This window comes from Pseudomonas sp. LBUM1674 (genome assembly GCF_059695635.1).
Genome location: NZ_CP166779.1, coordinates 4,556,945 through 4,571,418, shown reverse-complemented (window position 1 = coordinate 4,571,418; position 14,474 = coordinate 4,556,945). Strand labels below are relative to the sequence as shown.

Below are 14,474 nucleotides of genomic sequence, written 5' to 3'. Positions count from 1 at the left end.
ACAAAGCCAAAATACAAATGAAAGAAAGCGAGTAGAGAAATGGACAGAAACGATGCTAATCAGATGTTCGGCTCCGCCAACGTCGAAAAGGTAGAGACCTTCAGGATTCGTGCAGGGGAGGTAGATTTCGGTGATGAGCTTCACCTCTTGGGCGATCCCCAAGGAACCGCCATCGTTTGTTGGTCTATCGATGGCCGAGTTGCAGTTAAAGGCAGGTTGTACTCCGACAATCTTCGAGACCCTCAAACTGCTACTGTAGAGATCCGCTTTCGACGCGCAAACGGACAGGTCACAAATTTAACGACGCGAAGCATCAAAAGTCAGGGTGGGCTTGCAAGTCGCGTGGTTGAGAAGGTTTCGGCCGTCGGTAATTTCAATGAGGTTCGTATCCGATTGAAGCAGTTCCTGCCCGACACTGGTCTCGGTTCGGCCAGCAGCGTTGTTGCAACAAGAACGTTTAGACGTACAGAATCCGTTCGGCTTCACATCAAAATTCTTACGAATCCGACTGTCGATATAGCTACCAGTGTGGATTCGATGGCGCAAGTATATGCTAGTGCTGGTATTGACGTGCAGGTTATCAGCACAGAAAACCTGAATCTCCCTGCCCTCACCGATCTCGATGTTGGCGGTTGCATAGGAGGTATAACAACAGCAGAGCAAAATCAACTCTTCGCGAATCGCAATTCTGTTGGAGCCAATGACGTTGTCGCCTACTTTGTAAATTCAACCATACCACCCCTCAATGGTTGCGCCGCTCACCCTGCAGGGAGGCCCGGTGCCGTGGTAGCACGGGGTGCCACCAGATTCACGCTTGGGCACGAAATAGGTCATGTGTTAGGCTTGAGTCATGTTAATGATAACAACCGCCTCATGACTGGCAATGGAACCGCCAATATTACTAATCCACCGCCAAACTTGATAGCAAGCGAGGTACAAACAATGCTGGCAAGTAATCTAACTTAAAAAGGGAGGTTCTATCATGCCAGTAATAATGGAACAAGTCCGCGCTCATCTTGATCGTGACGAGCCGGATTATCCCGCCGCCGCTCAACTCGGCGCAAACGCTCTTCCACACTTGGCGGAACTAGTACAAGGTCCCGATCCTATGTTGGCTTCCAAAGCTGCCTATCTTGCAAGCCTTATACAAAGTGATCGGTCGATTGCCGTTTTGGAGCAAGCAGCAAATAGCTCTCACAACGAAGTCAGAATCGCCGCAGCTGCAGGTGTTCGGAACCTCAAGCAGGCACCAATTTCTCTGGTTGATACTTTGTTGAAAGACCCGTATGTCGGAGTGCGCAAAGTTACCTTGCGTTCGCTTGAAGCTCAGCCCATGAAAGGCTTGAAGGTTAAGATCGAAGAAATAGCCAAAAAAGATTCTGACGGTTTCATACGAAACCTTGCAAGCCAGATTGCGAGTCGATTACAATAGAAGTGCAATTGCAATTGCAATTTCAGGAGAAAAGGACTAGCTCGTTGAGGGTCTTAGACCCGACTAACTTTTTGACCAAAGGTCTTACAGATTCCAGAACTGGAGACCTTTCGATCTTTAGTTGGTGGGGTCAGCCTATACAGGGGCTTTGTGTTGACGCCGAATTGACCCACCTTCAAATCAGCACAAATCCAGCATAGGCAATAACTTGCGAGGAATCAGAGTGGGTCAGTGACATCTCGGCCACTGGGTCAATTCGGCGTCAGCACCAACACACTGGCAGGAATGGCACGCAGCAACGCATAGCCATTCACTGTTTCAAACCGGATCGGGAAATATCCGGCAGGAACCGACGGAACGAGCAGGTACTTTCCGCCTTTTCCTTGGTCATCACCCGCGGGGCCTATGTCCGAGACTGAAACTTCCCAGCATCAACCAGTGAACCGAATAGTCCCGCGCCAACCGTAGGCGGCACGTCCAGCACCACGGGACCGTCCTTGAGGTTGAAATTGAAGTAGACATAGCGGGTGGAGGCATTCGGTGTGGTGAACTGAAACTTCCAGTCAAAGGGTTTTGACCAGTACAGGATGTCGTTGTAGTCCGCTTTAGCGTCTCGGAATAGCGCCTCGCGCATCGCGTCGACACGGACCATCGGCATGCTCCAAATCGCTGCCTCGACAGCGCGCCGCTCGACTGTGCGGCGAGCCAATTATTCAGCACCGTAATTCTCCGCAATCGCAGGGGCTGGGGACGCAATAATCGCTGCGATTGTCAGCAACATGGCATTCACAAGCTGAAATTTCATCCTTATCCCTCCATAGAGCCGCACGTGACGACTGGATGATAGTCAATACCAATAAATTGTCTGTTCCAATGGGATTATCGAGTTACTTATGACTCTTTTTGACTGACAGTGCTTAGCCGCCAGTTTCCCTTCGCGAAAGTCAGCTTTTGGCCGTTCTCTGCCTCATACCTAGCAGTTATAGCTACCCAGTTTGGCTGTTCTGATGTGGGCGAATTCAGACGCCGCATTGCGGGTACGATGCGGTTGGGACCTAGCCTTGGATTCGATGGCGGTCAGCAGAATCCACCCTAAACCCTTGTTGCTTCGACAAACCTATTTTCGCCGCAATGCGCGCCTTAGGGTTTGGCATCCCCAACGAAACATATCATTGTTTACTCGGCGCGCATCACTCTTCGTTTCGGATATGGACATTAGCTTTGTTGATACTTTATCTCCGAACAGTATCGTAATCGTAGGGTTTAGTTCCATAGAAAGAATGGATTTCTGTTGCCCAAGACTCGTCGGCCATATTAGGCCAATTGTCCTTGTCAAAACCTGGTGCATTTTCCAAGCGTTCTTTCTCTACGTTTAGTACGAAGCGCTTATTTACTGTATCGAGTGTCAATGCATTCCAAGGTACCGCAAACAGTTTTTCTCCCATGCTAAGAAAGCCACCAAAAGATAGAACAGCATAACTCACTCTACCGCTGCGAACGTCCAGCATGATTTCCTTAATATCTCCCAAGTCTTCTTCTTTATGGTTATAAACATCATTTCCAATGAGTGTGTCTGCCCCCATCAGGTCGGGGCCAGGCCCCTGTTCCTCAGAGCCGGCATCTCGTAGGAGGTTGGTTTTGTACATGCCATAGGTATCGCGATCTTCGTAGTTCATTACTATCTCCTATCAGCAATCGTCAATCAATCAGAAAAATGTACCCACCACCTTGATGGCTGTATTAGTGTGAGTCACCCGCTTTCGAAAAAGTTGAATTTTTTTTCTGCATGACGACGAATGGTGGGCTGGAGTAAAAAGTCAATTAACTTTTAATTACTGTGCTATCCATGTGTGATGCTTGTTTTTATTTTGGGCATTAACCAGGTCGATATCATAGATGCGTGGATGAAGCGATTTCTCATTATGGCAACTGGTTTGCATATGACTTCATAAATATGACGATTAAGTTTGGGTCGCTACTGCGACCAAACTTATTTGAATATTCTAATTGTTTTTATTGGGTCGGATGGTGAGTTTGTGAGAGTTTTCGCAATGGCGCTGCCGACTCGCCCGCTAAATGAATAGAAATCTGGCGGAAAGTCTTGGGATGTGCAGAAAAAACTTCCTCTCGTTTGCTGTATTGATTTACCGTTATTGAGTGGTACTGGCTTACTGTATTGTATGTCTTGCATGCTGTGAATACTACTCGATCCTCTGTATTGATCCTCTCCATGCATCCCATGCACACAATGAAGTTGTTCGCACGATCAGCGCTTAGCCAGGGTGGGAAAGCCTGAAACCCTTGTCTTTAAATTCGTCAACTATTTCGTCAACTGCGTTCCCGCCTCTTTGTCCGCCCCCCGTTATCGTCCCATCGCGGTCGCGAGTTTCCCATTGGGTCATATCATGTTTGTGGTCATAATCAATGTCCGCATAGTTTCCGTTACCATCTGTCATTGTTGACATTGCATATCCCCTGTATGTTAGTTTAAATCTCTAGAATAGTTTGTGGCGTGTGACTGTCAAAGAAAGCTTAGTTAGTTTCCTCATAAACAAACCATTTTTTATATATTTTAAATCGTCGACTCGTTGCAAGCCGAACGCCCGCTTCTGGCCGATTGCTGCCTGTCACGAAGGGCTGCAATCGACCCAATATAGATAGTCCGTCCCACCTTCACCGCGTGTAGGCATTGTAGCCGGTGTGCTCCAGCCACTATCCGAACTTGGACAATAGGGCGCGAGTGCTGTGTTTCAATCAGTATTGGGCACAGGCCCAGTGCTGTCTCTCAGGCGGATTTGCGTTTCGATCCTTATCAGGGACGGGTAAGCCTTACCGGCCAGCGTATTCAGCAAATAGGCTCCGGCCTGTTCCGCCATTTCCTCAAGCGCCACACGCATGGTGGTCAGCTTCGGTGACAGATGCTCGGCGTAATCAAAGTCGTTGAACCCAGCGACCGATACATCTTCAGGGACGCGAAGTCCCATCGCCTGTGCGGACAGCAGCGCACCAAACGCAAGCAGGTCATTGCCGCAGACGATTGCTGTGGGGCGCGGCGAAAGCGACAGCAAGCGTGCGGTGGCTTCCCGAGCTTCGTTCAGATTGAAAGCGCTGTCGATCAGCCACTCCGGCTTCAATTCCAGGCCAGCGGTTTGCATCCTTTGCCGGGTTCCCAGGATCCGGTCGGACGCACGATCGTTGGAAGGCGGTGTACCCACAATCATGGCGATCCGGCGGTGGCCGAGAGCCAGCAAGTGATCGGTGATTTCAGCCGCGACTGTAATGTTATCGAAGCCGACGCTGGGCCTCGTCTCATCCTGGGACCAAGCTTGAACGCATGGAATTTTCTGCCGTTCAATTCGCTCCCACATCTTTGGATCGTGGCGCTGGCCGACCACCATCAGCGCATCGACGCCATGGGCGAGTAAAGTTGTCACCTCTTTAAGTTCTACTTGCGGATCGAAGCCGGAACTGGCGACCAGCAAGGTGTAGCCGGCGCGATGAACTGTGCGTTGGAAAGCTGCAATGGGGCGGGCGAAAGTTTCGGTAGCCAGCGTCGGCACCACGGCGCCGATGGTCATGCTGCGCCGTGAAGACAGGGTGCGAGCCGCGCCGTTGACGACATAACCCAGTTCGTCACAGGCGCGTTCGACGGCTTCGCGCTTACTGTCCTTGACGCCCGCCAAGCCATTGAGCACCCGTGACACAGTCGCAGTGGAAACCCCCTGCCAGTGGTCTGTTCGATGCCGGTCCACGCGCTGGCACTGCTTTGGCCTTGCCGCTGGTGGCATGGCTTATCAGCACTTGGAACTGGGAGGCTTCCTTCATCGTCACCGGGCTGCTGGGTATCGTCTGGGTTGTCCTGTGGTTGGTGTTTTACCGCGAACCTGAGGATTACAAAGGCCTTGATCCTCAGGAAGTGAAGAATCTTGTCGACGCTCGGGGTCATCTTCCGAGCGGTCCTCAAGCCAAAGTGCCATGGCTGTCTCTCTTCCGCTATCGGACCATCTGGGGAATGATGCTGGGCTTTTTCTGCCTGAACTTCGTCAATTACTTCTTCATTACCTGGTTCCCGACCTACCTGACCACCACTCAAGGGTTTTCCCTCAAGGAGCTGGGCACCCTCGGCGCGATCCCGGCGTTGATGGGCATTCCCGGAAGCGTGCTTGGCGGCGTGGTTTCCGACTGGCTGTATCGCAAAGGTTTCAGTCTGACTACCGCGCGCAAGAGTTGCCTGGTGGGCGGTATGTTGTGCTCTTCAGTCATTGCGCTGGCGGTATTCACCAGCAACATCGTGGTGATCCTGACGCTGTTTTCCATCACCTACGCCAGCCTGGCTTTCACCGCCGCCAATATCTGGACCATCCCGGCCGACATCGCGCCCACACCCGACCATGTCGCTACCATTGGTGGCATCCAGAACTTCGCGTCAAATCTGGCGGGTATTGTCACTGCCAGCTTCACCGGGCTGATGCTGGCGTTCAATTCGGGTTCATTCGTCATCCCGTTAGCAGTCGCGGGAGTCGTTTGCCTGATCGGTGCAATGTCGTTCCTGTTCATCGTCGGCAAGATCGAGCCATTGCAGGCGCGACCATCATCGCCGTTGGATTGGTCGAGTGCTGAAACCGGCGCCCCGGCAACCGTTAAGTAATGCGTGGCGGCAGGGCGGGGCACAGCCTTGTCCCCGCCGCTGCACGTCCCACTCAGCGCTCGGCGCAGCAACTTCTAAGCCGCTTCTGCTAGTCTGCTGGGCCAGCCAGTTAACAAAGCAAGGCTCAATCAATGTTCAGTATCCGTGTCATGAACATGGACGATTACGATGCGGTCATCGACCTCATGAGGCGTACTCCAGGCATCTCTTTGCGTGATGCTGACTCTCGTGAATCGACCTCGAAATATTTAGAACGAAATCCCGGGATGAGCTTCGTTGCTGAAGTCGGAGCCGTTCTCTGCGGTTGCATCATGTGTGGACACGACGGCCGCAGAGGATATTTGCAGCATTTGGTTGTCCTTCCTCAGTATCGGCGGCAAGGCATAGCAAATGCGTTGGTAGAGCGCTGTCTTTCGAGTCTTGAGAAACACGGAATACTTAAATGTCATCTCGACGTTTTCAAGACCAATTTAACAGCTGCCAACTATTGGCACAGCCAAGGTTGGCAGCTTAGGTCTGATATCGATCGGTATTCGTTTACCCGATCGGATAATGAGAACGTATGACCGGCACCTAGCCCGTGAGGGCGGGCTGCGATCGTGTTTTTACACACTCTGGGCCGAAAGCCGCTGTTCACGACCGACCGCTTCCGACCCAGGGCGCTCATCCCTGGCCAACCGTTCTGACAGATTGCGCGGGCGCTGAAACTGCTCCAGCGTTTTTTTGTTGAGTTGCGGCGGTTCTCTTACAACGATTTTACAAACTGTTTTCTTTGTAGATATCGGACTGAAGAAACTCTGCTATCAGCGATGTAATCTGCTGTTGAATCACCCCACGTGGGCGTGCGCTGTCGCCATCCCGGCAAATGATGCCATCGCCGGGTACTTCTTCTTCGAGCATTACCTGCGCGCCAGGTTTGCACACCGACAGGAAAGTGAAATGGCTTGCGTCGCTGATTTCGACGTAACGGCTTGACGCCGGAGGCAGGCGTTTGGCCAGGTTGGCAGACTCCAACTCAGCGGGAAGCTCGCGCGACGGTACGCCGGCAGCGATCACCAGCGTTGGTACCGGCAGCGCGGCCAGGCTTTCATCGGTCATGCCCCGTGAAAGCCCCAGGTCCAATGTAACCACGGCAGTGACGCGTTTATCGCGCCAATCGGCGGCCAACGCGGCCTGTGATTCTGAGGTGCTTGCAGGGTTCATCTTTCCATAGACGGTGCAACTTGTTAACTGTGGGTGGGCTTTGCAGTCATGGGCGAAGCGGTTCGGATCGAAACGAGCACCGGCGATCTCCAGGGCGGTCCAGCCGCCGAGTGAATGGCCCACTACTGCAATTCGGTCATTGGCGACCAAGCCGAATTTTTCAGGTTGAGTCGTGACCCTATCAATGGCCCGGCTCAAATCAACGGGCCGCTGCCATAACTGCGCCGCTGCTTGAGGGCTACGGTCATGAGTGGTGCTGCCAGGATGATTGATTGCGGCGACGATGTAACCCCTTTGAGCCAGAGCACTGGCAAGCCAGATCTGGTTGCTCCAGTTACCTCTGTACCCGTGGGAGAGCACCAACAATGGATGCTTGCCAGCAGCGGGCGGCGCGTCACGAACGGCAGAAGCCCCGACGAACACTGCATCATCGCCAATCATTTGCGTGGCTGCGGTCGTTGCACTGGGGTACCAGACGACCATCTCCAGTGCGCGGTCATTGTACGAGTCCGCCAGTGTGGAAGAGTGGAAGCCGACAGGGTTCTCGTCAGCGAGTGCGATGGTAGTCAGCCAGGTCAACAATAGGGCGCCGAAAGCTATTTTCAATGTCGTTTCTTCCTTGATTAGACAAGTGCATAGCAACCTGAACCCGCCGTTAGGCGCATCCACCTTCGTAGGGAGTCGAAGCTAATGTGGCGGCATATAAGCACGGACATTAAAGCCCACATTCGAACCGCCGCGCATAACTTTCATCGTTAACGCTGTTCGCGGTCTTTAGTGAGAAGGCTGAACGGCTGCTGAAGGCGCTTCAAGCGATCGAAATTCAGCTCAATGAATCGCCGGATAAACAGGTCTCACTGACCGATCCAGGCGCTCGCTCCATGATGACACGCGGCACCGCGATCAGGGAAACGCGACCGCCGCCGCGAGATACAGCAGCAACGCCAGTAGCAACACCACGGTGAAGCCCAGGTGGATCGCCAGCAGGGTCGCCAGCACGGCCGCCACCACCGATACGCTGGCGTTGACGGCCCAGGCGATCGGCACCAGTGCCTCGGCGCGCGCGGAGACGCGCCCGAGTCCGAGCGGAAACGGCATGCCCATGGCGAACGCCAGCGGCGCTACCAGCGCGGCGCAGATGCCGAACCTGGCGAGGGTCCGCACCGGCGCCAGCAACTGGAACAACGGGGGCAGGGCGATCAGGTAGAGCAGGGCGATCGCGCAGATCGCCAGGACTGGCCGCGCGAGCGGATGACGGGGCCCCACGCCAGTTCCAATGTCCCCCCGCCGCCGGCCGGAGTAACGGCTGCCGAGGCCAGCGAAGATCAGGAACGCGCTGAGCGTTACCGCCACCGAATACAACGGATGGCTGAGGAAAAGGGTGAACTTCTGGATGAAGGCGATTTCCACGAACATGAAGGCGAAGCCGATGGCGGCGAAGTAGGACACGACCCGAAGTTCGAACCTGGCCAAAGCCGCATTCCGAGAGCGCCGCTGGCGCCTGCGCGCCACCCATAGCGGCGCCAGGATCAGCAGCACGGCGGCCACGCTGGACTGCAGCAGCGTGGCGATCAGCACCGGATAGCCCCACTCCAGCATTGACAGGCCGCCCTGCGCCTTCAGCGCCAGCAGTTCCGGCAGCGAGCGCCACTTGAAGAAGTGGAAGAAATACGGCCGGTCATCCATGGTCGGACGCACGTCGAACTTGTAGCGTGCCAGGAACTCCGCGCGCTCGCCGGACAGCAGGGCCTGCGCCGCTTCGAAGAACCAGGGCCGGTCGAGCAGGTTGTAGCGGTTCGCCTCGGCCACGGTCATCCCGGGGTAGTAGGCCAGGTCGAAGGAGCGCGCCCGGCAGAACTCCCGCAGCACGGCGATGCCGGCGTCGTCGAAATCCCTGTTGCTGACCAGCAGCGTCGCGGTCTTCCAGCCGCGGATCATGACGATGCGGCGCGCCGCGCTGGCCTGCCCGTCGCGCTCGATGGCCGCGGCCGCGGTGGCCAGCAGCCTGGGAACATCGCGCGGCGGCAGGGTGACCCAGCGGGTGATGGCCAACAGGCCGCCGGGCGCGAGATGGCGCAGGTATTCGGCGAAGGCATCCACCGTGTACAGGTAGTTCTCGGACAGCGCATGCAGGCCGCCCGAGGCGGTGCCGAAGGAGTCCAGCAGGGCAATCTGGATCAGGTCGTAAGGCTCGCTGCGCGAAGCCACCAGGCCGCGCGCCTCGCCGATCAGCACACGGACGTTGGGCGCGCTGTACGGCTTGCCGGAGAAGTCGGCGAAGCGGCGCTGGACCAGATCGATCACCTGCGGGTTCAGTTCGATGGCATCCACGGCGCTGGCGCCGTGGTACATCGCCTGCAGCACATCGGCGCCGGCGCCGCTGCCCAGCACCAGCACGCGGGGTTGGCGCAGCAGGTGATAGGGCAGAGCCGAGGTCAGGTAGTCCAGGTAGGCGAGCGGCTCGCGGCGCCCGTCATAGCGGTTCAGCACGGAAAGGCCGTCGCCGTCGGTGAAGATGGCCAGTTGTGCGGGCGGTTCCTGCGTCGCGTTGAGGCTCAGGCCCGGCGCGTGGCGCAGGGGAATGGTCGGGCTGTCGACGACCGTGAGCAGGCCCAGCGGACTCCAGGTCTGGGCGATTGCGCGCGCATCCTTGATACGCAGCATCTGGCTCAGTTCCTTATACTCGGAGGGCGACAGGGCGATCCAGCGCCCGGGCACGCCGGCCGGCACCGCGACCGCCGCCGCCAGCAGCAACGGCACGAGCCAGTGCCTATGCCCCGTGCAAGCCATGCCGGCCAGCGCCCCGGCGGCGATGCCGGTGGCGCCCAGCAGCCGCAGCGCATCGACGGGCGTCAGGGCGAACAGCGCGGCGACGATCGCCAGGCTGCCCACGCCGGCGCCGAGAATGTCGAAGGCGTAGATCCGGTGAATCTGTTCCTGAAAGCAGGTGAAGGTCAGGCAGATGCACACCGCCGCGCAGAAGAACGGCACGAACAGCAGCAGGTAGATCATCAGCAGGCGCGCCGACTGCCGCGCGTCCCAGAGGATCTCGAGGGGATTGAACGGAACCTGCTGGGCCAGGCTGAAGCAGGCGATGGCGCTCAGCCCGAACAGCACCGCGCCGCCGATGAACACGCCGTGGAAGCGCGGCGCCAGCACAGGCCGCGCCAGCGCCACGGCGGTGCCGGCAGCGCCGTAGCCGAGCAGCGCGACGCTGATCATCATGTAGGCGAAATGGTGCCACTGGATGATCGAAAGCAGTCGCAGCAGCAGCACCTCATAGCCGATTGCGGAGGCAGACAGCAGCGCGAGGGCGAGCAACGGCGGCGAATGCATGCTTAGCCGCCTCCGACCAGCGGCACGAAGCGCACAGGCAGCACCTGCCGGGTGGACACACTGCCATCGCCGGCCTTCTCGATCAGCAGCAGGTACTGGATCATGAATGGCGCGCCGACCGGGATTACCATCCGTCCGCCTGCCTTGAGCTGGGCGATCAGTGGCGGCGGCACATGGCTGGCGGCGGCGGTGACGAGGATGGCGTCGTAAGGCCCGTGCTCGGGCCAGCCGTGGTAGCCATCGCCCAGCCGGGCCTGCACCTTCGCATATCCCAGCCGGCCCAGGCGCTCGCCGGCCTGCACTACCAGCGGCTCGATGATCTCCATCGTGTAGACCGCCTGCGCCAGCTCGGCGAGGATCGCCGCCTGGTAGCCTGAGCCAGTGCCGATCTCGAGTACCACGTCGCCGGGCCCGACCTGCGTCAGGTCGGTCATCAGGGCGACGATGTAGGGCTGGGAGATGGTCTGGCCGTAGCCGATCGGCAGCGGGCGGTTCTCGTAGGCGTAGGGCACCTCGTCGGGCGGGACGAACTTATGGCGTGGCACCCTGGCCATCGCGGCCATCACCGGCGCGGCAAATTCGGCCCTGCGGGTTTCGTCGCGGGTGTCGGACGACATGGCGGCGATCTCCCGCACCATGGCGTCGCGCAACGGCGCGAACGGGTCGTCGGCATGCAGGCCGGCGGATGCCAGCGCCAGAGCGATGGCAGGCGCCAGGATGCGCGTCAGAAACATCACCGGCTTCACAATGACTCCTCCGCCTGAGGAATAGTCGAATCGTATGGCCGGCGGGCTGGCTAGGCAAGCCGGGGGTGCTGGCGACCGGTCCTTTGCTGGAAAAGAGCATCGCGCCGCTGCGCAGCTCGGTGGTCGAGCCGATGCAGTACGGCAAGCTGTTCCTGGTCGGCGACGCCGCGCGCATCGTGCCAAAAGGGACCGCTGTAGCCCGCATCGCGGACGTGTTTGCCTCAAGCGGGCGGATCGATCTGATCCAGCATCCGGTTCGCCGTGATTTCCGCCAGCATGATGCTGTTGGAAATGCCCAACAAGGCGTGGCGCGATCCGCCGTCCAGATGATCCACCAGGTGATGAACCATCACGTCGACCGAGGCCAGCGTCTCGACCAGATATACCGCGAGGGTTTCGGTCGTGGCCCCTGGGTCCACGGTGAACAGGGTACTGGGTGTGCGCGGGGTGGCTTTGATGTCGGCGGTCGAGGGGAAGTGGAAGTCGAGGGCGCGTTCGGCGGTATCGTTGAGTTTGTTTGAATCGGGGCTTTCGTAGGGGGATGCCGGATCGGTGTCTGGCGGATTGGGTGAAGGTTTGATCATTATTTTGGTACTCCAAACAGTTGGAGCCGTCACCTATCGCTGCTAAACGTAGGGTGGCAGCTGTGCGCAGGTTAGCAGACCGGGGAGTACCAAACCGGCGCGCCCGAAGGCGCCCTACGCACAGCTACCATGAAGTGCAGGCCTGAAATGACCTGACTCTGTCTGGATGCAAATGCGCTTCAGTACACTACGGGCTGCTAAACCCGATCACTGATGGGCAGTGACGGGAATCAAGTTACCGAGCGGGCCACAGGCGCACAAGCCGGCGGATTCTGGCGTAACCGTAGGCAACGGCGCAAGGTCTTGTAGCTTTCAGGAAGTAAGCAGTAGGACGCTTAAACATGCGCCTTTCGCGGATGTTTAATTTGCTTGATCGAACATTACTGCACGCCTGATTTCTGCACTCGGCCAGCGCTAGGTGACGAGTATCCGGCGTGCCACCGGATTGGCTGGCATAACGAATGCAGTTATTCAGGGGTTTCTTGCACGCCATGCTCAAGGTGTCTCCCGAAGCGAGCCGCCCTCGGCGGACGTGGGACGCTTTGGCATAGCGATATGAGACTTTGCACGACGCCGAATAGCGCATTCCAGAGCTTTCGCCTCGCGTTTTGTCGGTGTCAACTATCGACCCAGGCTGTGTGAAAACGCGCTAAATACCTCGAAAACTGAGAGTCGCGAGGGTTGCCTATGGAATCACGCGGGCGGAAGCGCGAATTAGCTCAGTCAGTGACATAGAAGTTCGTGATGCCGTTTGGGCCGCGTCAGCGGCCCAAACGGCTACTAACTGGCGAGCCAAGCGACTGGATTCAAGCCCTGATCGCCTCAAGCAGTCCTGCGATGCCGAAGATGCTCATCATTCGTTTGAGGTTGTAGGCGAGCACATGAAGGCTCATTTCGGTACTTACCCGCGGAAGTGTTTTGGTCAGGAAGTGGGTACTTCCCATCCAGTATTTGAGCGTTCCAAAAGGATGCTCAACGGTCTGTCGGCGACGCCTCATCATCGTTGGATCATGATCCAGCCGAGCCTGCATCGCATCGACTACGGCTTCATGTTCCCAGCGCTTTACCAGACGCTCCTTACCCGTCGTACATTGCTTGTGCATTGAGCAGGACTGGCAGCCCGAGAAGTAATAACAAATGCAATAACATGCCGTCTTCCATAGACGAGTGCCGCCGGGTCAGTAACTGCCCCGCAGGGCATCGATACTCATCCGATGCAGCAACGTAGATGAAGTCCTGCTTACCAAATCGGCCTTCGGCTTTGCTGCCAGATGTCAGGGGTTTCGGTACGAAGGTAGTGATGCCGGCTTGCTCGCAAGCAAGGATTTCCAGACCTTTGTAATAGCCTCGGTCGGCCACCACCGTTAGCGATTCAGCCTCGATTTCTTCACGCGCCTGGTTCGCCATATTGCTCAGTTGCCCACGATCATTACCAACGTTGGTCACCTCATGGGCAATGATCAGATGGTGTTTGTCGTCGACAGCTGTTTGTACGTTGTAGCCAACCGTTCCGGTGCCTCGGCCGCTCGTGGCCATTGAGCGTGCATCTGGATCGGTGAGGGAGATTTGCTGGTCTGGACTTTCGTGAAGCTGCGCCTCGATTTCCTTGAGTTTTTGCATCTGCTTTTTCAGTGTTTCTATCTTTTCTTTCAGCCGCTCTGCTTTGGCCTCGGCCACTTCGGGCATTGCCCGATCTGCCGAATCCAACGCCGCCAGATATCGATCAATGCTCTGCTCGATCTAATGCATGCGTGCCTTCACCTTGCCCTGGGTGAAGTTGCGGTCGCGATTATTGACGGCTTTGAATTTGCTGCCGTCGATGGCGATGATCGACTGAGAGAAGAGATTGAGGTTGCGGCAAAGCACCACAAATTGCCGGCATACGTTGCGAATGGCTTTGCCGTTGTCTTTGCGAAAGTCGGCAATGGTTTTGAAGTCCGGAGCCAAACGCCCCGTTAGCCACATCAACTCGACGTTGCGCTCGGCCTCACGCTCAAGCCGGCGGCTGGACTGAATCCGATTGAGATAGCCGTAGATATAGATCTTCAGCAAGATCGCTGGGTGGTAGGCCGGACGACCAGTTGCAGCAGGATCGACACCCTCAAACCCAAGTGCACCTAGGTCAAGTTCATCGACGAAAACGTCGACCACGCGCACTGGATTTTCTTCGGCTACGTAATCGTCCAGACACTCCGGCAGCAACGTGACTTGCGTCCGAGCCTCACCTTCAATGAATCGCTTCATGATCGCCCCCGTACGATCTCGACGATCAGAAGGTTAGACAATCACTGGCGTTTTCACACAGCCTGGACCCATAGCGGTCTGTCGTCTACGCTCCTGTCAAAGGCCACATCATTGACCCTGAAAGAACAGATTGAGCTGCAACGTGATCGTTTTTTGGCGGCAACATCCAGCGCTCATAGCTGAGCAGTAATCGGGGTATTGCAAGCTCGTCTCGCTATGAAGTGACAACTTTAACGATACGAGCTTGCTCTTTAAAACAACGACTTGCTATGAACCGGCTG

General features: G+C 56.8%; 11 protein-coding genes and 3 pseudogenes. 6 read left to right on the top strand and 8 right to left on the bottom strand.

Annotation, left to right across the window (positions count from 1 at the left end; all coding sequences use genetic code 11):
- Nucleotides 1–39: 39 nt before the first annotated feature.
- The gene (locus tag ACA067_RS21075) at nucleotides 40–966 is read left to right on the top strand and encodes a hypothetical protein (RefSeq protein WP_497458331.1); all 927 of its coding nucleotides are present in this window, start codon (nucleotides 40–42) and stop codon (nucleotides 964–966) included.
- Between the two features lie 16 nt (nucleotides 967–982).
- On the top strand, nucleotides 983–1,432 hold the full coding sequence (locus ACA067_RS21070; RefSeq protein ID WP_497458330.1) for a HEAT repeat domain-containing protein: 450 nt from the start codon (nucleotides 983–985) through the stop codon (nucleotides 1,430–1,432).
- Between the two features lie 403 nt (nucleotides 1,433–1,835).
- On the opposite strand, the gene ACA067_RS21065 is transcribed toward ACA067_RS21070, so the two are convergent.
- From ACA067_RS21065 to ACA067_RS21055, 3 genes are all read right to left on the bottom strand, one after another.
- Complete coding sequence (locus tag ACA067_RS21065) at nucleotides 1,836–2,084, bottom strand: DUF1254 domain-containing protein (protein WP_497458329.1); 249 nt, start codon at nucleotides 2,082–2,084, stop codon at nucleotides 1,836–1,838.
- Between the two features lie 580 nt (nucleotides 2,085–2,664).
- A complete protein-coding gene (locus ACA067_RS21060; RefSeq protein ID WP_497458328.1) occupies nucleotides 2,665–3,108 on the bottom strand; it encodes a PRC-barrel domain-containing protein in 444 nt (147 codons plus the stop codon).
- Between the two features lie 1,074 nt (nucleotides 3,109–4,182).
- Nucleotides 4,183–5,127 (bottom strand): LacI family DNA-binding transcriptional regulator, encoded by a 945-nt coding sequence (locus tag ACA067_RS21055; RefSeq protein ID WP_497458327.1) that lies wholly within the window; start codon nucleotides 5,125–5,127, stop codon nucleotides 4,183–4,185.
- Between the two features lie 2 nt (nucleotides 5,128–5,129).
- Between ACA067_RS21055 and ACA067_RS21050 the strand changes: the two genes are divergently transcribed.
- Both ACA067_RS21050 and ACA067_RS21045 read left to right on the top strand, forming a co-directional pair.
- Nucleotides 5,130–6,080 (top strand): MFS transporter, encoded by a 951-nt coding sequence (locus ACA067_RS21050; RefSeq protein ID WP_497458326.1) that lies wholly within the window; start codon nucleotides 5,130–5,132, stop codon nucleotides 6,078–6,080.
- 131 nt (nucleotides 6,081–6,211) lie between these two features.
- Nucleotides 6,212–6,646: a GNAT family N-acetyltransferase gene (locus tag ACA067_RS21045; protein WP_497458325.1), complete on the top strand. Its 435-nt coding sequence runs from the start codon at nucleotides 6,212–6,214 to the stop codon at nucleotides 6,644–6,646.
- 190 nt (nucleotides 6,647–6,836) lie between these two features.
- Here the strand turns inward: ACA067_RS21045 and ACA067_RS21040 are convergent, their stop codons facing one another.
- Nucleotides 6,837–7,889 carry an alpha/beta hydrolase family protein gene (locus ACA067_RS21040; RefSeq protein WP_497458324.1) on the bottom strand — a complete coding sequence of 351 codons (1,053 nt, stop codon included), beginning with the start codon at nucleotides 7,887–7,889 and terminating at the stop codon, nucleotides 6,837–6,839.
- A gap of 191 nt (nucleotides 7,890–8,080) precedes the next feature.
- On the opposite strand from ACA067_RS21040, the pseudogene ACA067_RS21035 reads away from it, so the two are divergent.
- Nucleotides 8,081–8,188, top strand: a pseudogene (locus ACA067_RS21035) (hypothetical protein); the annotation flags it as partial.
- On the opposite strand, the gene ACA067_RS21030 reads toward ACA067_RS21035, so the two are convergent.
- Both ACA067_RS21030 and ACA067_RS21025 read right to left on the bottom strand, forming a co-directional pair.
- Entirely contained in the window at nucleotides 8,187–10,619 is a 2,433-nt protein-coding gene (locus ACA067_RS21030; RefSeq protein ID WP_497458323.1) for a spermine/spermidine synthase domain-containing protein, read from the bottom strand. The pseudogene ACA067_RS21035 and the gene ACA067_RS21030 sit on opposite strands and share 2 nt — an antisense overlap.
- A 2-nt stretch (nucleotides 10,620–10,621) precedes the next feature.
- Nucleotides 10,622–11,365 (bottom strand): protein-L-isoaspartate(D-aspartate) O-methyltransferase, encoded by a 744-nt coding sequence (locus ACA067_RS21025; RefSeq protein WP_497458322.1) that lies wholly within the window; start codon nucleotides 11,363–11,365, stop codon nucleotides 10,622–10,624.
- Between the two features lie 68 nt (nucleotides 11,366–11,433).
- Between ACA067_RS21025 and ACA067_RS21020 the strand changes: the two are divergent.
- A pseudogene (locus ACA067_RS21020) lies at nucleotides 11,434–11,547 on the top strand (FAD-dependent monooxygenase); the annotation flags it as partial.
- A 39-nt stretch (nucleotides 11,548–11,586) separates the two neighbouring features.
- Here ACA067_RS21020 and ACA067_RS21015 read toward each other — a convergent pair.
- Complete coding sequence (locus ACA067_RS21015) at nucleotides 11,587–11,949, bottom strand: DUF6124 family protein (RefSeq protein ID WP_497458321.1); 363 nt, start codon at nucleotides 11,947–11,949, stop codon at nucleotides 11,587–11,589.
- 806 nt (nucleotides 11,950–12,755) lie between these two features.
- Nucleotides 12,756–14,193, bottom strand: a pseudogene (locus tag ACA067_RS21010) (IS1182 family transposase).
- Between the last annotated feature and the right edge of the window lie 281 nt (nucleotides 14,194–14,474).

Bases quoted from the DNA above. Each gene is read 5' to 3' on its own strand.
- ACA067_RS21075 (WP_497458331.1), top strand. From the start codon at position 40: ATGGACAGAAACGATGCTAATCAGATGTTCGGCTCCGCCAACGTCGAA.
- ACA067_RS21070 (WP_497458330.1), top strand. From the start codon at position 983: ATGCCAGTAATAATGGAACAAGTCCGCGCTCATCTTGATCGTGACGAG.
- ACA067_RS21065 (WP_497458329.1), bottom strand. From the start codon at position 2,084: ATGGTCCGTGTCGACGCGATGCGCGAGGCGCTATTCCGAGACGCTAAA.
- ACA067_RS21060 (WP_497458328.1), bottom strand. From the start codon at position 3,108: ATGAACTACGAAGATCGCGATACCTATGGCATGTACAAAACCAACCTC.
- ACA067_RS21045 (WP_497458325.1), top strand. From the start codon at position 6,212: ATGTTCAGTATCCGTGTCATGAACATGGACGATTACGATGCGGTCATC.
- ACA067_RS21030 (WP_497458323.1), bottom strand. From the start codon at position 10,619: ATGCATTCGCCGCCGTTGCTCGCCCTCGCGCTGCTGTCTGCCTCCGCA.
- ACA067_RS21015 (WP_497458321.1), bottom strand. From the start codon at position 11,949: ATGATCAAACCTTCACCCAATCCGCCAGACACCGATCCGGCATCCCCC.